We start from the raw sequence: 22,852 nt of genomic DNA, 5'->3' as shown, positions 1-22,852 counted from the left end.
AAGGTGGATCCTGGATGACAAAGCGTTCGGTTATTAAAATATCAGTCCTGCTCTTAATCCTGCTGGTGGCAGCCGTACCGGCGAGTATCGGTCATGCTGCCAGCGTGGGGAAAATTGACCAGCAGATACAGGAAGAGGAATCCAATAAAGCAGAAATCGAGAGTGGGATTGCAGGGCTGAAAGGCAGTATAACAGACCTGCAATCTTATTTGAGTGAACTGGATAGCCAGATGGCTGAGCTGAACGGAAATCTTGCTGATAACCAGAACCAGATTGCAGACAAGGAAGCAGAGATAGCGGCCACAGACGAAATGCTGAGAGAAACCAGGGAGATTGAGCAGCAACAGTACGAAGCCATGAAAAAACGAATCCGTTTCATGTATGAAAGGCAGGCAGACAGCCTGCTGGGCATCCTGGCGAACGCAGGGAATCTTGCAGACGTACTGAATAAAACAAGTTACATCTCCGAGATGGTTGCCTATGACCGGAACATGCTTGAAAAATATAACCAGACAAGAATCGGTATTGAGCAGGCCCAAAGCCAGCTTGCATCCCAAAAGGAAGAGCTTCTGGCGCTGCAGAAAGAGCTGGACGGCAAAAGAAATGAAATAAATGCGCTGCTGGATAATTCAACTGTGCAGATAGCAAAATATGAAGACCAGGTCAGTGAGGCAGAGGCAGCGGCCCTTGGAAAAGAGGAAAGCATCCGGCAGCTTCAGATTCAGCGGATGGATGCCATCGCGGCGGCATCTGCTTCTTCCGAAAAGACAATCGAGAACATACAATATACATATGTTCCCCAGGAAGATGACCTGAAACTGCTGGCAACCATAATTTATTGCGAGGCGGCAAATCAGCCTTATGAGGGCAAGCTGGCTGTTGGTAGTGTAATCATCAACAGGGTAAACAGCGCCAGATTTTCACAGAATACGATATATGATGTCATTTTTGCACCAGGACAGTTTGCACCGGTAGCCAGCGGAAGGTTCGCTCTCCGATATGCAGCCGGCGTCACAGAAGAATGCACCAGGGCAGCCCAGGAGGTCCTAAACGGAAATGTTACGGGAGAGTGGCTTTTCTTCCTGTTGAACGACGGAACAAGGGTTGGCGATGTAATAGGGGATCATGTATTTTTCTATTATTGGTAAAGCGAAAATTAAAAAAAATAGCCTTTGCAGGAATGCAGAGGCTCATTAACGAGAAAAGTCCGAGGTAAAAGCCTCGGACTTTTCTCGTTAATGAGCCAAAAAAGTCAGTATTTACAAGACTTTGAGGCTTGTTTTTGATATAATAAAAGTATCAAATACAGGTGGTGATAAGCTTATGATGACACAGAATGCCGATAAAAAGAGAGAACAGGTTCAGATGTTCTGCATGGATGACATGGTTCCACAGAATCATCTTCTCCGAATCATAGATAAAGCAATCAACTGGAGCTTCATCTATGAACTGGTGGAAGACAAATACAGCCAGGACAATGGACGCCCGAGCATGGACCCGGTCATGCTCATAAAAATCCCTTTTATCCAATATCTGTATGGAATCAAAAGCATGCGTCAGACCATGAAGGAAATCGAGGTTAATGTAGCCTACCGTTGGTTTTTAGGGCTGGACATGATGGATAAACCGCCCCACTTCTCCACGTTTGGAAAGAACTATACCCGAAGATTCAAGGACACGGACCTTTTCGAGCAGATTTTCTCTCGGATCCTTGAGGAATGCTATAAATTCAAGTTCGTAGATCCGTGTGAAGTATTCGTAGATGCGACCCACGTGAAAGCCTGTGCCAACAGCAAGAAGATGCAGAAACGTATTGCAAGAGAAGAAGCCCTTTTTTATGAGGAGCTTCTCAAAAAGGAAATAAATAAAGACCGTGAATCCCATGGCAAGAAGCCTTGGAAAGACAAGAATGATGATGACCTGCCACCTTCCGGCGGAGAAAATGTACCGGGAAGAGAGATCAAAGCAAGCACCACCGATCCGGAGAACGGGTGGTTTCGCAAGGGTGAGCATAAGCACGTATTCGCTTACGGGATAGAGACAGCCTGTGACAGGAACGGATGGATCCTGGGGTATACCGTAAGTCCCGGAAACCTTCATGACAGTCGCACATTCAAGGGACTCTATGACAAGATAAAAGGAATCGGGATTAAAACCCTGGTTGCAGATGCGGGATATAAGACGCCGGCTATTGCAAAGTTGCTGATCGACGATGGGGTCCGCCCTCTTCTCCCTTATAAAAGACCCATGACAAAAGAGGGTTATTTCAGGAAACATGAGTATGTGTACGATGAGTATAATGACGTCTATATATGTCCGGGCAACCAGATGCTCCGATACAGCACGACAAATAGAGACGGCTACAGGGAATATAAAAGCTGCGGGACGATATGCGCACAGTGTGAACGCCGGAAGCAATGTACCGGAAGCAAGGACAATGTGAAGCTAGTTACCCGTCATATCTGGGAACCGTATCTGGAAGCTTGTGAAGACATACGTCATACGATAGGGATGAAAGAACTCTATTCTCAGAGGAAAGAAACAATCGAGCGGATTTTCGGAACCGCGAAAGAGAATCATGGATTCCGTTACACACAGCTAGTGGGAAAAGCCCGGATGGAAATGAAGGTCGGGCTTACCTTTGCGTGCATGAACTTGAAGAAACTGGCAAGAACGAAAGAAGGGTTAGGTCTGATGGACGGGGTATTAACAGATAAAATGTTAAAATCGCTATTTTTTATGCGATATCAGAGAAAAGCGGTGCTAGGGCTCATGTCCTAGCACCGTTTTGTCTACAGTCTGTGTTACTCTTGACAAGAGTAACCCTTTATTACTTTTGACACTTTGCATCAAAAGATAAAGGGCTCTCCGAGGGCATGGACCATACTTTATTTTAAATTTTTCATCTTCAGATATTTAATAAAATAAAGTATTCCAAGGATTAAAAATGCGAACTCTAATATGCCATGCAATATTCCCGTATAATAAATAAATATAGCCATACTAATATATTCCCCCTTTTTCTTATTTTACTGTCTATAACTAATCTTTACTTCTTAAATTAATATATATCACAACATAATGTATTACAATAGTTATAAATAATAATTTACAAATATATACATAAATAGTAAAATATATATTCAGACTGTAGACAAAGCGGTGCTAGGGCTCATGCCCTAGCACCGCTTTGTCTACAGTCTGAGCCTTTGCAGGAATGCAGAGGCTGTTTTTGTCATGCAGGGATATTACGAAGTTAAATATTCTGGAATTAAGAGAAACATTAATGTATAATTAAATATCGAATACAATTTTCCAGGAATACGACATGATTTGACAAAGTGTGATATAATGAGTTGTTTTGAGAAAGCACGATTTTTGGGGGAATATCATGTTTGATAAAATTAGACATAATTAACAAATTATGTGACTGGTTAAGATTATAATATAAGTAAAAACCAGGTTGAAATAATTTATCTTATAAGGTATAATCTTAACAATTTGGAATTCGATAGAAAAACAACAGACAAGAAAGGAATCCTAAAATATGAAAGCTTTCTTAATATTAGAAGATGGAACGGTATTCACGGGAACATCCATCGGCTCACAGAAAGAAGTAATAAGTGAAATCGTCTTTAACACCTCCATGACGGGTTATCCTGAGGTGCTTACGGATCCTTCCTACGCAGGTCAGGCAGTGGTCATGACATATCCGCTCATTGGCAACTACGGAGTCTGCTTTGAGGATATGGAATCAGACAGGCCATGGCCGGACGGGTTCATTGTCAGAGAACTGTCACGGAGGCCGAGCAACTTCAGAAGCGATATCAGCATTCAGGACTTCCTGGAAAAATATGAAATACCTGGCATCAGCGGCATTGATACGAGAGCCCTTACAAAAATACTCAGGGAAAAGGGTACCATGATCGGAATGATTACAACCAACGAAAAATTCGACATGGAAGAAGTAAAAGAAAAATTAAAAACATACTCCTCAAAAGGGGTAATCGAAAAAGTTTCACGCAAATCAAAAACGGTTCTCGAGGGCGGAAAACACAAAGTAGCCCTATATGATTTTGGAACAAAGAAAAATATTGCAAATTCTTTACATAAAAGAGGGTGTGAGGTAACTGTTTATCCGGCCTTCACTTCTGCCGAAGAAATAATCTGCTCCAATCCGGATGGCATCATGCTTTCGAACGGTCCGGGGGATCCTAAGGACTGTACTTCCATCATTGAAGAAATAAAAAAACTGTATAATACGGATATTCCGATTTTTGCAATCTGCCTTGGGCATCAGCTGATGGCTCTGGCCACAGGGGCCGATACCCTTAAGATGAAATACGGACACAGAGGCGCGAATCATCCTGTAAAGGATCTCGCCACCGGAAAGGTCTATATTTCTACGCAGAACCACGGTTATATGGTAGATGAAAAAACAATTGATCAAGATATTGCACAAGTTAAATTCATCAACGTAAATGACGGTACCGTTGAAGGTCTTCAGTTTAAGGACAAAAATATCTTTACGGTGCAGTTTCATCCGGAGGCCTGTGCCGGACCACAGGACACGGAGCTGTTGTTTGACGAGTTCATTAAGATGATGGAGGATAAGAAGAATGCCTAAAAATCCGGATATTAAGAAAGTAATGGTTATAGGTTCCGGACCAATTGTAATCGGACAGGCTGCGGAGTTTGACTATGCCGGTACACAGGCGTGCCGTTCCCTGAAAGAGGAAGGAATCGAGGTTGTGCTGGTAAATTCGAATCCGGCCACAATCATGACGGATAGAGACATTGCAGATAAAGTATATATTGAGCCTCTCACAGTAAAAGTTCTGGAAAAAATTATTCAGATGGAAAAACCGGACAGCATCCTGCCGACCCTTGGCGGGCAGGCGGCCCTGAACCTTGCCATGGAACTGGATGAATCCGGATTCCTGGGAAGGAACGGAGCAAGGCTGATTGGAACCACGTCCCAGACAATTAAAAAAGCAGAGGACAGGCTAGAATTCAAGAACACAATGGAGAAAATCAATGAGCCATGTGCATCTTCCATGGTAGTGGAGAATGTAGAGGACGGAATCGACTTTGCCAATGAAATTGGCTACCCGGTTGTACTCAGGCCGGCTTACACCCTTGGCGGCAGCGGCGGCGGCATAGCGGACACCCAGCAGGAACTGATGGACATCCTGTCAAACGGACTGCGTTTGAGCCGTGTGGGACAGGTTCTGGTAGAACGATGTATTGCCGGATGGAAAGAGATTGAATATGAAGTGATCCGTGACAGCAAGGGAAGCTGCATTACGGTATGTAATATGGAAAATCTGGATCCGGTAGGGGTCCATACGGGGGACAGTATCGTAGTCGCTCCTTCCCAGACACTTTCTGACAAAGAATATCAGATGCTGAGGACCTCAGCCTTAAATATTATAAATGAACTGGCCATCGAAGGCGGCTGCAATGTGCAGTATGCCCTCCATCCGACCAGTTTTGAATACTGCGTTATTGAGGTTAACCCCAGGGTTAGCCGCTCCTCCGCCCTGGCTTCCAAGGCGACCGGCTATCCGATTGCAAAGGTTGCCGCAAAGATCGCTCTGGGCTACACGCTGGACGAGATTGAAAATGCCATTACTGGCAAGACGTTTGCCAGCTTTGAGCCTGCCCTGGACTACTGTGTCGTGAAAATTCCGAGGCTTCCTTTTGATAAATTCATTCATGCCAAAAGGACTCTGACCACGCAGATGAAGGCAACAGGAGAGGTAATGAGCATCTGTACGAATTTTGAAGGTGCTCTTATGAAAGCCCTACGATCCCTGGAGCAGAACGTGGACAGCCTTATGTCCTATGGTTATAAGGATTTATCCTATGATGAACTGCTTGAGGAACTGGCCCTTGTGGACGACCGACGGATATTTGTCATCGCGGAGGCCGTACGCCGTAAAATGGACTACGAGACGATCAATGACATAACAAAGATCGACCCATGGTTTATCGATAAAATAGCTATCCTGGTGGAGATGGAACAGGCGCTTAACAGCAAGCCATTGACGCCGGAGCTTCTGGCAGAAGCCAAAAGAATAGAATTTCCGGATACGGTCATCGCAAAACTGACAGGCAAGACGGCAGAATTCGTCAAAAAAATGCGGATGGATAACAACATTGTGGCGGTCTTTAAGATTGTAGATACCTGCGCGGCAGAATTCGAGGCGGAGACGCCTTACTACTACTCCTGCTTTGGAAGCCAGAATGAAGCTATGCCTTCGGCTGGAAAGAAAAAAGTTCTGATTCTTGGTTCAGGCCCCATCCGGATAGGACAGGGAATCGAGTTTGATTACTGCTCGGTACACTGCACCTGGGCATTTAAGAATGAGGGATATGAAACCATTATCGTCAACAACAATCCTGAAACGGTAAGCACGGATTTTGATATAGCCGACAAGCTTTATTTTGAGCCGCTTACACCGGAGGATGTGGAAAATATCGTCAATATAGAGAAGCCGGATGGAGCTGTGGTGCAGTTCGGTGGGCAGACAGCCATCAAGCTGACTAAGAGCCTTATGGAAATGGGAGTACCTATCCTGGGAACAAAAGCAGAAGATGTGGATGCCGCAGAAGACAGGGAACTGTTTGATGCAATTCTTGAGCAGTGCGAGATTCCAAGACCAGAGGGAAAGACCGTGTATACCAGCCAGGAAGCGGTGGCTGTGGCCAGAGGACTGGGTTATCCGGTTCTTGTAAGACCGTCCTATGTTCTTGGCGGCCAGGGAATGCAGATTGCATTCTCGGACGAGGAAATCATCGAGTATATCGATAATGTAAACCTGATCACCCAGGAGCACCCGATTCTGGTGGATAAATATATGATGGGAAAAGAAGTGGAAGTGGATGCGGTATGTGACGGGGAAGACATTCTGATTCCGGGAGTCATGGAACATATCGAAAGAGCGGGAATCCATTCCGGAGACAGTATTTCCGTGTATCCGACAGTGACCATTTCGGATGCAGTGACGGAAATAATCGTGGATTATACCAGGCGGCTTGCAAAGGCTCTTCATGTAAAGGGACTGATAAACATCCAGTTTATCGTATCCGGAGAGAAAGTTTATGTAATCGAGGTGAATCCACGTTCCAGCCGTACCGTGCCATATATCAGCAAGGTGACAGGCCTTCCCATCGTGCAGATAGCTGCCAAGGTGATTCTGGGAGACACCATAAAAGGACTGGGCTATACGCCGGGTCTGCACCCTTCCAACGACTATTATGCCATCAAGATGCCGGTATTTTCTTTTGAAAAACTCAGAGGAGCCGACATAAGTCTTGGACCGGAAATGAAGTCCACGGGAGAATGTCTGGGGATTGCAAAAACTTTTGAGGAAGCTCTGTATAAGGCGTTTTTGGGCGCTGGAGTCGATCTTCCCAAGAATAAAAAGGTTATCATAACCGTAAATGATGCGGATAAAAAAGATGCCGTTTCCGTGGGCAGACGGTTTGAAGCTCTCGGTTATGAAATTTACGCTACGAGAAGAACTGCCCAGGTATTAAAAGAAAACGGCGTTAATGCCATTAAAGTGAATAAATTGAATCAGGAATCCCCAACGGTGCTGGATCTGCTCCTGTCACACCAGATAGACCTGGTGATTGATACACCTACACAGGGAAGAGATAAAACCAGGGATGGCTTTATCATAAGGAGGACTTCGATTGAAACAGGGGTGACCTGCCTTACCTCTCTGGATACCGCAAATGCCCTGCTTACGAGCCTGGAAAGCGATGCCAAAGAAAATCTTACTCCTATTGACATTGCATCGATCATCTAAAACTTAGACAATGGAGGAATTATGAATGATTGGCGATAAGAAGACACTTTTCAGCGGCATGCAGGCAACTGGAACTCTAACATTGGGTAATTACCTGGGAGCCCTGAAAAACTGGGTGGTCCTGGAAGAAGAGTATGACTGTTTTTACTGTGTCGTTGACCTGCACTCCATCACGGTCAGACAGGATCCGGCCCAACTCAGGAAAAGAGCCAGAGACCTTCTCATGCTTTATATTGCGGCTGGAATCAACCCCGAAAAGAACTGCTTGTATTACCAGTCCCATGTTTCAGCGCATGCAGAGCTTTCCTGGATATTGAACTGCTTCACCTATATGGGCGAGCTGAACAGAATGACTCAGTTTAAGGACAAGTCGGAAAAGCATTCCGATAATATAAATGCAGGACTGTTTACCTATCCTGTGCTGATGGCGGCAGATATCCTGCTCTTCCAGTCAGATGTGGTGCCGGTCGGAGCAGACCAGAAACAGCATCTGGAGATAACCCGCGATATCGCCCAGAGATTTAACGGCATATACGGAGATGTATTTACGATACCGGAGCCGTATTTTGGGAAGGCTGGAGCAAGGGTTATGAGCCTGCAGGAACCGACCAAAAAGATGTCGAAATCAGACGAGAACCCGAACGCTGGCATTCTCCTGACCGATAAACCGGATGTAATCATAAAAAAATTCAAAAGAGCTGTAACGGACAGCGACAATCAGGTTATATATTCGGAAGACAAGCCTGGAATCCGGAATCTGATGGATATTTATATGGCCATTACCGGCAGCAGCGCAGCCGAGGTGGAAAAAGAATTCGAGAATTCCGGCTATGGAGATTTCAAGGTGGCAGTGGGAGAATCCGTGATATCCGTTCTCAAGCCTCTCCAGGACAGATTTGACGATCTGAGCAAGAACAAAGATTATATTGATGGAATCATAAAAACCAATGCGGAAAAAGCAAATTATGCAGCAGGTAAAACACTGAGAAAAGTGCAGCGAAAGGTTGGATTCCCGGACAGAATAAAATAAAAGGTTGGGAAGCAGATAGTTAGACGTCAGTCTAACTATTTGAATTTCATCCCGGGTAAAAAAGAGAGGGTTATGTAAGTATGAGTAAAGTGCAGATGAACAATTATGACGAGAACAGCATTTCCATACTCGAGGGACTGGAAGCTGTCCGAAAGAGACCCGGCATGTATATTGGCAGCATATCAACCAGAGGCCTGAACCACCTGATTTATGAAATAGTAGACAACGCTGTGGACGAGCATCTGGCGGGATACTGTTCGGAGATATTTGTGACACTGGAGGAAGACGGAACCGCAACCATTCAGGACAACGGGAGGGGGATTCCTGTAGGAATCAATACCAAAACGGGACTTCCTGCGGTGGAGGTCGTTTTTACGATGCTCCATGCAGGCGGAAAGTTCGGCGGAGGCGGGTATAAAATCTCAGGCGGCCTCCATGGCGTGGGAGCTTCCGTTGTGAATGCCCTTTCAGAATGGCTGGAGGTCACGATAAAGAGGGATGGAAAGATTTTCAGGCAGAGATACGAGAGAGGGAAGGTAATGCATCCCCTGGAAGAGGTGGGAACCTGCAGAAAAAACGACACTGGCACGATGGTGAAATTTCTTCCAGATAATGAAATCTTTGAGAAAACATATTTCAAGGCAGATATGATTATGAGCCGTCTTCATGAGACTGCCTATCTTAATCCGAATCTTACAGTGATATTTGACAACAAGCGTCCTGGTGAAGAGGAACGGCTGATCTATAAGGAAGAAGAAGGAATTGCCGCATACGTGCGGGAACTGAATCAGGAGAAAGAACCGGTTCATGAGGTCATATATTTCAAGAAGAAGTCTGAAGGTATAGAAGTGGAGGCCGCCATTCAGTTTGTGAATGAGTTCCAGGAAAATATCCTGGGATTCTGCAACAATATTTACACACAGGAGGGTGGAACCCATCTGACCGGATTTAAGTCAAAGTTCACCACGGTAATCAACCAGTATGCCAGGGAGATTGGCATACTGAAGGAGAAAGATGCCAACTTCACGGGACAGGACGTCAGGAACGGGATGACAGCCGTGATAGCCATCAAGCATCCGGATCCAAGATTTGAAGGCCAGACAAAAACAAAACTGGATAATCCGGATGCCGGAAAAGTAATGGCAGAAGTGACCGGCGAGGAACTGCAGAGGTTCTTCGACAAGAACCTGGAAACCTTGAAAGAGGTAATTGGATGCGCGGAAAAATCTGCCAGAATCCGAAAGGAAGAGGAAAAGACAAGAACCAACCTGCTTACCAGACAGAAGTTTGTCATCGACAGCAATGGAAAGCTGGCCACCTGTGAAAGCCGGAACCCAAAGGATTGCGAAGTGTTCATCGTGGAAGGTGATTCGGCCGGAGGGTCGGCTAAAACAGCCAGGGACAGGAAGATTCAAGCTATACTGCCTATCCGTGGCAAGATCCTGAACGTGGAGAAGGCAACCATGGATAAGGTGCTTGCTAACAGTGAAATCAAAACCATGATCAATGCTTTTGGCTGTGGCTTTTCCGAAGGCTACGGCAATGACTTTGATATTAGCCGGCTCAGATACGATAAAATCATTATCATGAGCGATGCCGACGTGGACGGTGCCCACATCGCCACCCTGCTGATGACCTTTTTCTATAGATTCATGCCGGAACTGATAAGCGAAGGACATATCTACCAGGCTATGCCGCCCCTATACAAAGCCATACCGAAATCAGGGAAGGAAGAATATCTTTATGACGACCAGGCACTGGAAAAATACCGCAGGGCCCATAAAGGAACATTTACCCTCCAGCGGTTTAAAGGTCTGGGAGAGATGGATGCGGATCAGCTCTGGGAGACGACCCTGAATCCGGAGACACGGGTGCTGAGGCAGATAGAGATTGAGGACGGCAAGATGGCATCGGAAGTAACATCCATGCTGATGGGCAATGATGTACCTCGCCGCCGTTCCTTCATCTATCAGAATGCGCATTATGCGGATTTAGATTTATAGGAGGCTGAGGATGGCAGAAAATATAATAAAAACAGAATATTCCGAAATCATGCAGAAATCCTATATCGACTATGCCATGAGCGTAATCTGCGCGAGGGCAGTGCCGGATGCAAGAGATGGATTGAAGCCTGTACAGCGGCGGGTACTTTACGCCATGAACGAACTGGGACTGAATTATGATAAGCCCCACAGGAAATCGGCCCGTATTGTAGGCGATACAATGGGTAAGTTCCACCCCCACGGGGACAGCTCCATATACGACGCCCTGGTGGTACTGGAACAGGACTTCAAAAAGGGCATGGCTCTGGTGGATGGGCATGGAAACTTCGGGTCTATCGAAGGGGATGGCGCGGCCGCTATGCGTTACACAGAGGCCAAACTCAAGAAATTCACCCAGGACGTATACCTGGCGGATCTGGATAAAAATGTGGTGGATTTTGTCGCCAATTTTGATGAAACGGAAAAAGAGCCTGTAGTGCTCCCGGTAAGGGTTCCCAATCTGCTTGTAAACGGAGCGGAAGGAATTGCCGTAGGAATGACAACCAGCATCCCCGCTCACAATCTGGGGGAGGTGGTGGATGCCGTTATCGCATACCTGAAAAATACCGGGATTACGACCATGGAACTGATGGAATACATAAAGGGTCCTGATTTCCCGACGGGTGGATTTGTAGTCAATAAGAGCGAGCTGCGGGAAATCTATGAAACCGGCTCCGGAAAAATCAAGCTCCGGGGAAAAGTCGAATTTGAACCCGGCAAAAGGAAAACAGACAAGGATAAGCTGGTCATATCAGAAATTCCTTACACTATGATTGGAGCAAACATCGGTAAATTCATCTCCGATATCTGCATGCTGGTGGAAAACAAAAAAACAGCGGATATCACGGATATATCCAATGAGTCGTCTAAGGAAGGAATCCGGATCGTCCTGGAACTGCGCAAGAACGCCGATGTCAAAAAGCTGGAGAACATGCTCTATAAAAAGACCAAGCTTGAAGACACCTTTGGCGTGAACATGCTGGCCATCGTAGACAACCGTCCGGAAGTGCTGAGCCTCAAAAAAATCATTGAACACAGTTCCAATTTCCAGTATGAAATACTGACACGGAAATACACCACCCTGCTGACCAAGGAGCTGGAGCAGAAGGAAATCAAGGAGGGCCTGATCCGCGCCTGCAATATCATTGACCTGATCATCGAGATCCTCAGGGGCAGCTCCAACATCAAGCAGGCCAGAGACTGTCTGATTAATGGAAATACCGGGAAAATCCGATTCAAAAGTGAAGCCTCCGAAAAGGAAGCGGCAACCCTGAATTTCACGGAAAGGCAGGCAACTGCAATCCTGGAAATGAGGCTCTATAAATTAATCGGTCTGGAAATACTCTCACTGAAGAAAGAGTATGATGCGATATTGAAAAAAATCGCCGAATATGAAAAAATCCTCGGGAACAGAGATGTCATGACTAAGGTCATCATCAAGGATCTGGAGGATATCAGAAAAGAATACGCCGTGGAAAGAAAAACCGCCATTGAAGACGGACAGGCTGCGGTGTATGAGGAAAACCCCGTTACGGAGCAGGAAGTCGTCTTGCTGATGGACCGATTTGAATATATCAAGACCATAGATGCCGCATCCTATGAGAGAAACAAGGAGGCGGTGCATGCAGAAAATAAACGGGTAATCCCCTGCATGAATACAGATAAGATATGCATATTTACGGATACCGGGAATCTTCATCTGATTAAGGTGCTGGACATTCCATATCTTAAATTCAGAGATAAAGGGAAGCCCGTGGACAATATAAGCAATTATAACAGCAAACAGGAAAATATTGTGCTGGTCTGTTCGGCAGCTGAATTGGCTGCAAATAAGCTGTTATTTACCACCAGGCAGGGAATGATGAAGATGGTGGACACCAAAGAGTTTGAAGTGGTCAAAAAGACCGTTGCAGCTTCCAAGCTGGCAGAAGGGGACCGGGTGATAAGCATATGGAAAACCGGGCCGGATACACTGGTGGTCCTGCAGACTGCTAAAGGGTATTTCCTGAAATTCAGAGCGGATGAAGTGCCTGAAAAGAAAAAGGGAGCCATAGGCGTAAGAGGAATTAAATTATCTGAGGATGACTTTGTGGAAGAAGTCTATGTGTTTGAGGAATCAGAGGAAACGCAAGGGGAGTCCGCAGGAAAACCGGTCGACCTGAAGAAACTGAAAATAGCAAAGAGAGATACAAAAGGAACGAAAATCCGTCTGTAATCAATGGAGGGGATGTGGCTGTCCAAAAGGGCCGGTTCATCCCCTTTTTTGGTTGCAATTATAATTAATCTGGGATAATATAATAGTACAAAAAGTTTATGAAAAGGGAGAGAAAATTATGAAAAAGATTATCGGCCTTGCTCTGTCACTTGTTTTATCGCTGTCACTTGTTCTTGCTGGATGTTCCGGCTCAGGGGATGAAGCAACCACCAGTGGTTCCGAGACTACCAAAGCAGGGGGGATTGCCAAAGAGGACATCAAAGTTGGCGTGATTCACATATCCGATCCGGCGGAAGGATCCGGATACACATTTACCCACGACCAGGGAATCGTGGCAATGCAGCAAAACCTGGGTCTGGAAGACAGTCAGATTATACGTAAGAACAATATTTCAGACAGTGATCCGACAGCTATTGAAACAGCCATGAGAGAATGTATCGAAGACGGATGCAATATTATCTTCGCAACAAGCTGGGGCTATATGGATACCTGCGAGGCGCTTGCAGAGGAATTCCCGGACGTATATTTTGCTCATGGATCCGGCTATAAGTCAAACGGACAGAACTTCATCAACTATTTCGGCAGAATTTATCAGGCAAGATATCTTGCAGGCATTGTAGCGGGCCTTAAGACCGAATCGGACAAGGTTGGTTTTGTTGCTGCAATGGATAAGGAAAATTCTGAAGTTACGGGTGGACTGGATGCATTTGCAATGGGTGTATATTCCGTAAATCCGGAGGCACAGGTATTTGTAAAAGTCACAAACAGCTGGTATGATCCGGAAGCAGAAACCAGTGCGGCAAAAGCATTAATAGCAGAAGGCTGTGATGTAATCGGCCAGCACTGTGATACACCAAATCCACAGCTTGCGGCGGAAGAAGCCGGCGTCTGGGGAGTTGGATACAACTCCAATATGAGCAAGGATGCTCCGGATGCAACGCTTACCTCGGTAGTGTGGGACTGGGGTGTATACTACACGGCAGCTGTCCAGAGTTTAATTGATGGAACATGGGATGGTTCCAACTATTATGGTGGAATGAAAGAAGGACTTGTTGGTATTACGGATCTCTCCGCTTTCTGTGCAGATGGAACGGCGGAAGCGGTTGATCAGGCAAAAGCGTCTATTCTCGATGGATCTTTCAATGTTTTTGATGGAGTAATCGAAACAAATGAAGGAACGACGGTCGGCAAAGAAGGATCCACCTTGTCCGATGCGGAAATCACCGGAGGCATCAACTGGTACTTCAAAAATATTGTAGTTAAATAAGCTAATTTAATTGACAAATAAAGTGTGAAACAATAAAATTGATTTAAGCTAAGGGGCTGTTTGTCAACAGCCCCTTAATTAATATTTAGGCGCAGGTGGATTAATGGCGGAGACGAAGAGTACAAATTACGCAATTGAATGCAGGGGAATAACGAAATCCTTTGGAAGTGTAAAGGCAAATGACAATATTAATCTTACGCTGGAAAAGGGTGAAATTCTGGCGCTTTTGGGCGAAAACGGATCGGGCAAGACAACCCTCATGAACATGATTTCGGGTATCTACCATCCAGATCAGGGCACCATCCTGGTCAACGGGGAGGAAGCGGTCATAAACTCTCCCACGGATGCAATGAATTTTGGGATTGGAATGATTCACCAGCATTTTAAACTGGTAGAGGTTTTTAATGCGATGGATAACATCGTGCTGGGAACAAAAGAAAAGAGAAGAAAGCCGAAAGTCCTGAAACAGGAGATTGTGGAACTGAGCCGGAAATTCGGTTTGGAAATCAATCCGGAACAGAAAGTATATAACATGTCAGTAAGCGAGAAGCAGACGGTGGAAATCATGAAGGCTCTCTATAGGGGGGCGAATGTGCTGATCCTGGATGAGCCTACGGCGGTTCTGACTCCTCAGGAAACCGAAAAACTGTTTGAAATACTCAGAAAAATGCGGGATCAGGGAAGGTCCATCATAATCATCACTCATAAGCTGAATGAAGTAATGGCTGTCAGCGACAGGGTCGTCATCCTGCGCAAAGGAGAATACATCGATACGGTGAAAACCAGTGAAACGTCCGTTACCGAATTGACGGAGCTTATGGTAGGACGGCCCATCAGCCTGGAAATAGAACGCCTGGAAGTCGACAGGGGGGATAAGCTGCTCGAAGTGGTTGACCTGACGGTTTACCGGGAGGACGGTACAAAAGCCATCGATGATGTTCGTTTTGATATTTTCCGGGGCGAGATACTGGGGGTGGCAGGCATTGCGGGCAGCGGTCAGAAGGAACTCTGTGAAACGATTGCGGGACTTATGAGACCAAAAAAAGGTGCGATCCTCTATGAAAAGGAAAATATCATTGGGAAATCACCCAAAGAAATCATCGACCTGGGCATACATATGAGCTTTGTTCCCGAGGACAGGCTGGGAATGGGGCTTGTCGCTTCCATGGGGATGACTGACAATATGCTCCTGAAAAGCTACAACAAGAATAAAGGAATTTTCGTTGATAAAAAGCCGGCCAAAAAGCTGGCGCAGGACCTGATCGGCAAGCTGGAAATCCGTACTCCTGGCACGGAAACACCGGTCAGGCATCTTTCGGGCGGAAATGTTCAGAAAGTACTGCTTGGAAGGGAGATAGAATCCAGTCCAAACCTTCTCATTACGGCCTATCCGGTGAGGGGGCTGGACATAAATTCCTCCTACGTAATATATGATTTGCTTAACGAACAAAAAAAGAAAAATGTTGCCATAATATTTATCGGTGAAGATCTGGATGTCCTTTTGGAGCTTTCTGACCGTATTATGGTTCTGTGCCATGGAGAGGTGACCGGAATCGTAGCGGCGGCGGAGACGACCAAAGAGGAGATTGGGCTTATGATGACCGATTCCGTAAGAGGGGAGGCAGAGGCTCATGGCTAATATGAACAATACTGCGAAAGAACCACTTATCCGAATTGGAAAAAGAAATGAGTTGACGGCTAAAAACGCCATGTTTCTAAGGCTTGCGGCTTTTGGCCTTGCCCTGGTAGCCGGAGGTGTTTTCATACTTGCAGTTGGGCATAACCCTATTTCTGTATACTGGACGATTATCCGGGGATCCTTCCGAAGCGAAATGGCCATACAGGCTACCATCAAATACATGATACCGCTTTTGATTACCTCTTTGGGAATCACCCTGGCATTCCGGATGAGGTTCTGGAATATCGGTGCGGAGGGACAGGTAATCATGGGGGCAATATTTGCTTCCTATTTCGCCCTGTTTTTTGACGGCCTTCCGCATGTTCTGCTTATAATCCTGATGATTATCGCCGGTATCATCGGTGGTGGAATATGGGGTCTGATTCCTGCGTTTTTCAAAGTGCGGTATAACACAAACGAGACACTGTTTACCCTGATGCTGAATTACATTGCCCTTTATATCATTGTATTCCTTCGGGATGGACCCTGGGCAGACCCTGAATCCGGGGGATTTCCCAAAATTGCAAGATTTTCAAAAAATGCACAGTTGGACAAGATTTTTGGGGTGCAGGCAGGCTGGATAATCGGAATCATCCTGGTTGTCCTGGTCTTCATTTATATGAGATATTCAAAGCACGGGTATGAAATCAACGTTGTGGGAGAAAGTAAAGCCACTGCCAGATATGCCGGAATGAATGTAAGGAAAATTGTCCTCAGGACCATGTTCATAAGCGGTGGAATCTGCGGGATTACTGGCATGGTATCTGCAACAGGCTCAGATATGACCCTTGCAACAGCAGTTGCCGGAGGCGTGGGATTTACCGCCATCATCGTGGCATGGCTGGCCAGGCTGAATCCGTTTACCATTCTTCTGGTATCATTTCTGTTCAGCGTTCTGGAAAAAGGAAGTACGGTCATACAGTCTGAGTTCGGACTTTCGACGGACTCATCCGAGGTGCTGCAGGGAATCATACTGTTTTTCGTCCTGGGATGTGAATTTTTCGTTAGGTACAGATTTATCCGCAGAAAAAAAGGAGGGACTGACTGATGGAGATGGTTATAAAATTCATTGCAGCCGCGGTGATTTCCGGCACACCTCTTTTATACGGAACGGTTGGGGAGATATTGAATGAGAAGTCCGGACACCTGAACCTGGGAGTGGAAGGGATGATGTCCATGGGAGCCGTTTCGGGATTCATGGTGGGTTATTACTCGGACAGCTTTCTGCTTTCCCTGATTGCCGCCTTTCTGGGCGGGGCAGTAGGTGCGGCCATATACGCTGTACTTACCGTAACCTTTATGGCAGACCAGAATGTCACCGGTCTTACTCTTACGATATTCGGAATCGGACTGGGAAATTTTCTTGGATTATACTACCTTGGACTTTCCGAATCGGGAACTCTTAAACTTCCCGAAAAGATTACAGGGCAGATGAGAAGCATCAATATAGAGGGCCTCAGTAATCTTCCTGTGGTCGGAAAGCTTCTGTTCTCCTATAATCCCTTTGTATACCTCGGAATTGTCATTGCCATCGTACTTTGGTGGTATCTGAAGAAAACAAAGACAGGCCTCAGCCTGAGAGCGATTGGAGAGAATCCTTCCGCTGCGGACGCAGCGGGAATAAGGGTTACAAAGCTGAAATACATCAATATCATCCTTGGCGGCGGAATATGTGGGATAGGCGGAGTTTACTGCGCCATGATCATCAATAACGGTGTCTGGATAAGCAACAGCGTGGGAGGTTTTGGCTGGATTGCCGTTGCCCTTGTAATATTTGCTGCCTGGAGCCCCGTCAGGGCAATATTTGGGTCCTTTGTCTTTGGCGCGTTCAATATACTCCGCTACTACGTTCCCTCCGTGGGAATTCCGGAAGCCTTTTATGATATGCTGCCTTTCCTTGTTACGGCTCTGGTTCTGATAGTTACTTCCATAAGGCAGTCGAAGGAAAATTCCCAACCTGCAGGCTGCGGAATAAACTACTTCAGGGAAGACCGCTGAATTTCTTTTCCGCGCACGTACTTTTTGATTATAAGAACAGGATTATCGGTATTTATAAGCTTTTCCAGCCTGGTTTCCAGGGAAGGCTTATCCGGTAATCCTTTTTTGTATCCGTCGTCTATGACCAGGGCGTCAAATTCATATCCTTTTTCAAAGCTTCCCACCTTGCCAAAAAAGCGTCCTCCGCCTTTGGTGGCAAGGTAGAAGGCCTCCCGCACAGATACAGGTTTAAAGGAGCGGTTGGCGGAATAATAGAGCCTGGACATCTGCATGGCCAGCTGCACATGAGCACGCATATCCAGGGTGTTCCCTCCTCCAATATCCGAACCGATTCCTATCAGCATATCATTATCCAGGTATTTTCGGAGAGGCATAATGCCGCTTGCCAGGTTGCAATTGGAAGATGGACAATGAGCGATGAAAATCCGTCTGTCCTTTATTAGACGTATTTCATCCTCGGTCATATGAATGCAATGGGCCATGATGGTTTTATCCGGTTTCAGAAGGTGGAACCTTTCGTATACATGGGCAAAATCAAGATCGCCTGGATGCAGCTGTCTGACCCAGGCGATTTCATCCAGGTTTTCATCCAGGTGAGATTGTATGGGGAGATCGTACTCCTGCGCCATCTTTCCCAGGGCAGTCATCAATTCAGGCGTGGTGCTTGGGACAAAGCGGGGCGAAAGGATAGGATGGACCAGGGTATCCGGATGGAACTGCTCAAATTCCTGCATTTCCTGTGCCAGCAGCCTGGTTTCCTCGATGGAATCCTCCGTATTTTCCAGCAGTGGAGGATCCGCATTCCTGTCCATGTTTACTTTGCCCACGAAAGCCCCCAGGCCGGATTCTCTGAGCATGGAAACCAGCAGGCGGGTAGCGGGCAGGTGCCGGGTAGCCAGAATACATGCCCTGGTGGTCATGGATGCCGAAAGCTCATGGATGAAACTTTCGTAATGCTTTCTGGCTGTCTCCATATCGCTGAAGGTGCTTTCCAGAGGAAAAGTATATTTTTTCAACCACTCAAGGAGCTGAAAATCATAGCCGATTCCCATATTTGGCCACTGGGAGGCATGCAGGTGAAGATCCACGAATCCGGGAATAATCAGGCAGTTGCGGAAATCCTCCACGGGCTGGTTCCAGCAGGAAAGGGGGAGTTCCTTGACAACGGAGAGAACGATACCTTTTTTGACTAAGACATAGGAATCTTCCCAAAGCTCGTATCTGTTTTTGTCTGGGGCAAAGAGAATATCCCCGCGGATTATTTTCAACATACGTTCATCCTTTCGTGATTCTTGTGCCTGTCTTTCCGGCGATTCCTTCCGATGCCTTCTCCAGAAGCGTGATAAGGGATACCCTGTGCTCGCCAGATTCAGCAAATTCGATGGCCGCTGTGATTTTGGGGAGCATGGAGCCCGCCCCAAAATGTCCTTCTTCCATGTATTTCCGTGCCTGTGTGGTCGTAATGCTGTCCAGGTCCACTTGATGGGGAGAACCGAAGTATATGGAGACTTTCTCGACCGCGGTCAGTATGATCAGGGTTTCCGCCTGTATGTTTTGTGCCAGGACGCAGCTGGAGAAATCCTTGTCGATAACGGAAGGAATTCCTCTAAGATGTCTGCCCTCTGCCACTACGGGAATGCCGCCGCCGCCACAGGCAATCACCACCTCACCGGCGTTCAGAAGGGCGTTGATGCTGCCCTGCTCAATGACGGCAATCGGGCGCGGAGAAGCCACCACTCTGCGGTAGCCTTTTCCCGCCTCAAATAGTACAGGCTTATTATTTCCGAGGGCTGCCGCCAGTTCCTCTTGGGAAAGGATATTCCCGATGGGCTTGACCGGATTCTGAAAGGCCGAATCATCCTTATCCACCAGGACCTGGGTGATAACCGTGGAGACGGATTTGTCTATTCCCCGGTTGATCAGCTCTTCCCTCAGCGCATTCTGAAGATCGTAACCGATGTATGCCTGGCTCATGGCCACGCAGACCGTCAGGGGTATCCGCGGATGCTTGGGGGAAATATCTGAAAAAATATCCATGGCTTCCTGAATCATGCCGACCTGGGGACCATTGCCATGGGTAATGACAACGTCATGTCCTTGGGCAATCAGGCCGGCTATTGCCATGGAAGTCTTTTTTACGGCAATCATCTGCTCCGCGAGGGAGCTGCCTAATGCGTTTCCGCCTAAAGCAATGACAATGCGTTTTTTCATGGAATGCCCTCCGGTTAATCGAAGAATCGTTTCAGTTTCCGGTCCCTCATGGTCAGCAGCGTTTTCTGAGGATCCTTGATCTTACTGAGGAATATCATGGCTGCAATGATATATGGTTTGTAACCTGCCTGCTTATATAGTGGTATCCTGTAACGGTCGAAAACAGAGGAGGCAACTTCGCCCTGGACACAGCTGACCCCGGAAATGTCTGCCGGGAGGCAGTGCATATAAAGGGCACTCTTATCCCGGGTCAATGCCATCATGTCCTCGGTGCACTCCCAGTCTTTATGTACGGCGTTTTTGGCAAGAAGGGATTTTTCCAGTTCCCCGATCCCTTCAAAATCGCGCTTTTCATATAACAGGGTACGCTCTTCCATTGCCGCATAGGGGGCCCAGCTCTTAGGATAAACAATGTCCGCTCCCGAAAAGGCTTCTTTCATGCTGCTTGTTTTTTGGAAGCTTCCGCCCGAGGCCTTGGAATTCCGGATGGCCACGTCTTCCACGTTTGCCATTACCTCATAGCCTTCCGGGTGAGCCAGCACAACATCCATACCCATTCTGGTCATCAGGCCGATAACGCCCTGTGGAACGGACAGGGGCTTTCCGTAAGAGGGGGAGTATGCCCAGCTCATGGCCAGTTTCTTTCCCTTCAGATTTTTTGTCCCGCCGAAGTGGTGGATAATATGCAGCATATCCGCCATGCACTGCGTGGGATGATCGATATCGCACTGAAGGTTGATCAGGGAAGGACGCTGTTCCAGAAGACCGTCCTCCCAGCCTTCCTGGACGGCATCTGCCACCATACGCATATATTCATTGCCTTTTCCAATGTACATGTCGTCCCGGATGCCGATGACATCTGCCATAAAAGAAATCATGTTGGATGTTTCCCGAATGGTCTCCCCGTGGGCAATCTGGGACTTTTCCTCATCCAGATCCTGCACTTCCAGACCCAGCATATTGCAGGCGGATGCAAAACTGAAGCGCGTACGTGTGGAATTGTCCCGGAACTGCGAAATAGCGAGGCCGCTGTCGAAAATCCGGGTCGAAGTATTGCTCTGCCGCAAATGCCGTAAGGCATCTGCAACCAAAAAGGTGGCTGCTATTTCATCATCTGATTTTTCCCAGGTCAGGAAAAAATCACTGCCGTACATATTCTCAAAAGCAAGCTTATCCAGGTGATCGATGTAATCCTGCAGTTTCATTATATGTTCTCCTTTCTCGGTTTGCCGTAAATGCCCGGAAGCGCGGCATACACGGCTGCACACTTGACAAGATCTGCCTTCCAGGTGACTTCGTTGGGGGCGTGAGCCTGGTCCTCCCTTCCGGGACCGAAGCCGATGCACGGTATACCAAACCGCCCCATGATGGAGACACCATTGGTGGAAAAGGTCCATTTGCCTACCTGGGGGGTTCCGTACATTTCTTCGTAGGTTTCCACCATAGCCTTTGTAACCGGGTGATCCTCCGGGATTACCCAGGTGGGAAAATAGCAGTCAGTAGGGTATACAAGACCTGTGTAGCTGGGACTGCCATATGTATACATGGTGACTTGTGCATCGTATTTTTTTACGGAAGGAAGTTCTCTGATTTCTTCCAGGGCGGACTGCTGCGTTTCCCCTGCGGTGAGCCTGCGGTCGATGGAGATGGCGCTCATATCAGCAACTGCGCATCGGGAAGGCGAACTGTAAAAGGACTGGGAGACGGCCAGTGTGCCTGCCCCCAGGAATTCATCGTATCCGAGCCGTACGTTCAGGTCGCGTACTTCCTGGATGATATCTGCCATTTTATAAATGGCATTATCTCCCCGCTCGGGAGCGGACCCATGACAGGATATGCCCTTGACCTCTACACGGATTTCCATACGTCCTCTTTGCCCCCGGTAAATGTTGCCGTCCGTGGGTTCAGTAACAACCACGAATGCGGGTCGTATGCCGTCTTCATTGATTATATACTGCCAACACAGTCCGTCACAGTCCTCCTCCTGGACCGTTCCGGATACCAGAACGGTGTATTTATCACTCAAAAGGTTCAGGTCCTTCATTATTCTGGCGCCGTAGACGGCAGACACAATGCCGCCAAGCTGATCAGAAGCCCCTCTTCCTCCCACTCTGGTTTCGTCCTCGAAGCCCTCATAGGGATCGAAACTCCAGTTCGTTAATTCACCGATACCCACGGTGTCCACATGGGCGTCAAACGCAATAAGCGTACTGCCGCTTCCCATATAGCCCAGGATGTTTCCCATAGGGTCGGTCTCGACTCTGTCGAAACCAAGAGCCTCCATTTCCTGACGGACACGGGCAATCACTTCCTTTTCATGGCAGCTTTCGCCGGGAATCCGGATCAAGTCTCTTAAAAAGGCAACCATGTTATCCTGATAATCTGCAGCGCTTTCTTTTACTCGTTTAAAATCCATCAGAACCATACCTTCCTTCCGGTTTTCTTTCGTATATTTTTATAATAACATACGGGAAAAATAAATCAATATTTTTGCCGATATGTTAAAAATTACTTGACTTTTACAGGAAAAAATGGTAATCTAAACACATATTTAAATGTTCATCTTGATTCACATATTTTTGTAAATCATT

The 22,852-nt window shown here is 46.9% G+C and carries 15 protein-coding genes; 11 read left to right on the top strand and 4 right to left on the bottom strand.

Annotation, left to right across the window (positions count from 1 at the left end; all coding sequences use genetic code 11):
• Nucleotides 1–14 precede the first annotated feature (14 nt).
• From BUA79_RS02505 to BUA79_RS02455, 11 genes are all read left to right on the top strand, one after another.
• Nucleotides 15–1,148, top strand: a complete 1,134-nt coding sequence (locus BUA79_RS02505; protein WP_073992792.1) for a cell wall hydrolase — start codon at nt 15–17, stop codon at nt 1,146–1,148.
• 175 nt (nt 1,149–1,323) lie between these two features.
• Nucleotides 1,324–2,781 carry an IS1182 family transposase gene (locus BUA79_RS02500; protein WP_094757262.1) on the top strand — a complete coding sequence of 486 codons (1,458 nt, stop codon included), beginning with the start codon at nt 1,324–1,326 and terminating at the stop codon, nt 2,779–2,781.
• Nucleotides 2,782–3,547: 766 nt separating this feature from the next.
• The gene (locus BUA79_RS02495; RefSeq protein ID WP_073992791.1) at nt 3,548–4,627 is read left to right on the top strand and encodes a carbamoyl phosphate synthase small subunit; all 1,080 of its coding nucleotides are present in this window, start codon (nt 3,548–3,550) and stop codon (nt 4,625–4,627) included.
• The gene (gene carB, locus BUA79_RS02490; protein ID WP_073992790.1) at nt 4,620–7,820 is read left to right on the top strand and encodes a carbamoyl-phosphate synthase large subunit; all 3,201 of its coding nucleotides are present in this window, start codon (nt 4,620–4,622) and stop codon (nt 7,818–7,820) included. Before BUA79_RS02495 ends, carB begins: the two co-directional genes overlap by 8 nt.
• A 25-nt stretch (nt 7,821–7,845) precedes the next feature.
• Nucleotides 7,846–8,850, top strand: coding sequence for a tryptophan--tRNA ligase (trpS, locus tag BUA79_RS02485; protein ID WP_073992789.1), 1,005 nt, complete (start codon nt 7,846–7,848; stop codon nt 8,848–8,850).
• Nucleotides 8,851–8,930: 80 nt separating this feature from the next.
• The gene (locus BUA79_RS02480; RefSeq protein ID WP_094757261.1) at nt 8,931–10,853 is read left to right on the top strand and encodes a DNA gyrase/topoisomerase IV subunit B; all 1,923 of its coding nucleotides are present in this window, start codon (nt 8,931–8,933) and stop codon (nt 10,851–10,853) included.
• Nucleotides 10,854–10,863: 10 nt separating this feature from the next.
• Nucleotides 10,864–13,107 (top strand): DNA gyrase/topoisomerase IV subunit A, encoded by a 2,244-nt coding sequence (locus tag BUA79_RS02475; protein WP_073992788.1) that lies wholly within the window; start codon nt 10,864–10,866, stop codon nt 13,105–13,107.
• A gap of 118 nt (nt 13,108–13,225) precedes the next feature.
• Nucleotides 13,226–14,374, top strand: a complete 1,149-nt coding sequence (locus BUA79_RS02470; protein WP_073992787.1) for a BMP family ABC transporter substrate-binding protein — start codon at nt 13,226–13,228, stop codon at nt 14,372–14,374.
• 103 nt (nt 14,375–14,477) lie between these two features.
• A complete protein-coding gene (locus BUA79_RS02465) occupies nt 14,478–16,013 on the top strand; it encodes an ABC transporter ATP-binding protein (protein ID WP_073992786.1) in 1,536 nt (511 codons plus the stop codon).
• Complete coding sequence (locus BUA79_RS02460; RefSeq protein WP_073992785.1) at nt 16,006–17,100, top strand: ABC transporter permease; 1,095 nt, start codon at nt 16,006–16,008, stop codon at nt 17,098–17,100. Before BUA79_RS02465 ends, BUA79_RS02460 begins: the two co-directional genes overlap by 8 nt.
• Complete coding sequence (locus BUA79_RS02455) at nt 17,100–18,050, top strand: ABC transporter permease (protein WP_073992784.1); 951 nt, start codon at nt 17,100–17,102, stop codon at nt 18,048–18,050. The genes BUA79_RS02460 and BUA79_RS02455 overlap by 1 nt, the downstream gene beginning before the upstream one ends.
• Here the strand turns inward: BUA79_RS02455 and BUA79_RS02450 are convergent.
• Genes BUA79_RS02450 through BUA79_RS02435 form a run of 4 tightly spaced genes read right to left on the bottom strand, consistent with a single transcriptional unit; the run spans nt 18,029 to nt 22,677 of the window.
• Nucleotides 18,029–19,321, bottom strand: coding sequence for an amidohydrolase family protein (locus BUA79_RS02450; RefSeq protein ID WP_073992783.1), 1,293 nt, complete (start codon nt 19,319–19,321; stop codon nt 18,029–18,031). The genes BUA79_RS02455 and BUA79_RS02450 overlap by 22 nt on opposite strands.
• A gap of 4 nt (nt 19,322–19,325) precedes the next feature.
• Nucleotides 19,326–20,261, bottom strand: coding sequence for a carbamate kinase (gene arcC / locus BUA79_RS02445; protein ID WP_073992782.1), 936 nt, complete (start codon nt 20,259–20,261; stop codon nt 19,326–19,328).
• 14 nt (nt 20,262–20,275) lie between these two features.
• Nucleotides 20,276–21,469, bottom strand: coding sequence for a knotted carbamoyltransferase YgeW (gene ygeW, locus BUA79_RS02440; RefSeq protein WP_094757269.1), 1,194 nt, complete (start codon nt 21,467–21,469; stop codon nt 20,276–20,278).
• Entirely contained in the window at nt 21,466–22,677 is a 1,212-nt protein-coding gene (locus BUA79_RS02435; protein ID WP_073992827.1) for a YgeY family selenium metabolism-linked hydrolase, read from the bottom strand. Before BUA79_RS02435 ends, ygeW begins: the two co-directional genes overlap by 4 nt.
• Nucleotides 22,678–22,852 lie beyond the last annotated feature (175 nt).

Source organism: Parasporobacterium paucivorans DSM 15970 (assembly GCF_900141895.1).
In the GTDB taxonomy this organism is placed as follows: Bacteria; Bacillota; Clostridia; order Lachnospirales; family Lachnospiraceae; genus Parasporobacterium; species Parasporobacterium paucivorans.
The sequence above is the reverse complement of the archived record's forward strand: the minus strand, read 5'-3'. Positions and strand labels throughout refer to the sequence as shown.

What these genes read in the sequence shown, in the direction of transcription:
- BUA79_RS02495 (WP_073992791.1), top strand. Translation starts at nt 3,548, where the DNA reads ATGAAAGCTTTCTTAATATTAGAAGATGGAACGGTATTCACGGGAACA.
- BUA79_RS02455 (WP_073992784.1), top strand. Translation starts at nt 17,100, where the DNA reads ATGGAGATGGTTATAAAATTCATTGCAGCCGCGGTGATTTCCGGCACA.
- BUA79_RS02470 (WP_073992787.1), top strand. Translation starts at nt 13,226, where the DNA reads ATGAAAAAGATTATCGGCCTTGCTCTGTCACTTGTTTTATCGCTGTCA.
- BUA79_RS02480 (WP_094757261.1), top strand. Translation starts at nt 8,931, where the DNA reads ATGAGTAAAGTGCAGATGAACAATTATGACGAGAACAGCATTTCCATA.
- trpS (WP_073992789.1), top strand. Translation starts at nt 7,846, where the DNA reads ATGATTGGCGATAAGAAGACACTTTTCAGCGGCATGCAGGCAACTGGA.
- BUA79_RS02450 (WP_073992783.1), bottom strand. Translation starts at nt 19,321, where the DNA reads ATGTTGAAAATAATCCGCGGGGATATTCTCTTTGCCCCAGACAAAAAC.
- BUA79_RS02500 (WP_094757262.1), top strand. Translation starts at nt 1,324, where the DNA reads ATGATGACACAGAATGCCGATAAAAAGAGAGAACAGGTTCAGATGTTC.
- carB (WP_073992790.1), top strand. Translation starts at nt 4,620, where the DNA reads ATGCCTAAAAATCCGGATATTAAGAAAGTAATGGTTATAGGTTCCGGA.
- BUA79_RS02435 (WP_073992827.1), bottom strand. Translation starts at nt 22,677, where the DNA reads ATGGATTTTAAACGAGTAAAAGAAAGCGCTGCAGATTATCAGGATAAC.
- arcC (WP_073992782.1), bottom strand. Translation starts at nt 20,261, where the DNA reads ATGAAAAAACGCATTGTCATTGCTTTAGGCGGAAACGCATTAGGCAGC.
- BUA79_RS02460 (WP_073992785.1), top strand. Translation starts at nt 16,006, where the DNA reads ATGGCTAATATGAACAATACTGCGAAAGAACCACTTATCCGAATTGGA.
- BUA79_RS02465 (WP_073992786.1), top strand. Translation starts at nt 14,478, where the DNA reads ATGGCGGAGACGAAGAGTACAAATTACGCAATTGAATGCAGGGGAATA.
- BUA79_RS02505 (WP_073992792.1), top strand. Translation starts at nt 15, where the DNA reads ATGACAAAGCGTTCGGTTATTAAAATATCAGTCCTGCTCTTAATCCTG.
- BUA79_RS02475 (WP_073992788.1), top strand. Translation starts at nt 10,864, where the DNA reads ATGGCAGAAAATATAATAAAAACAGAATATTCCGAAATCATGCAGAAA.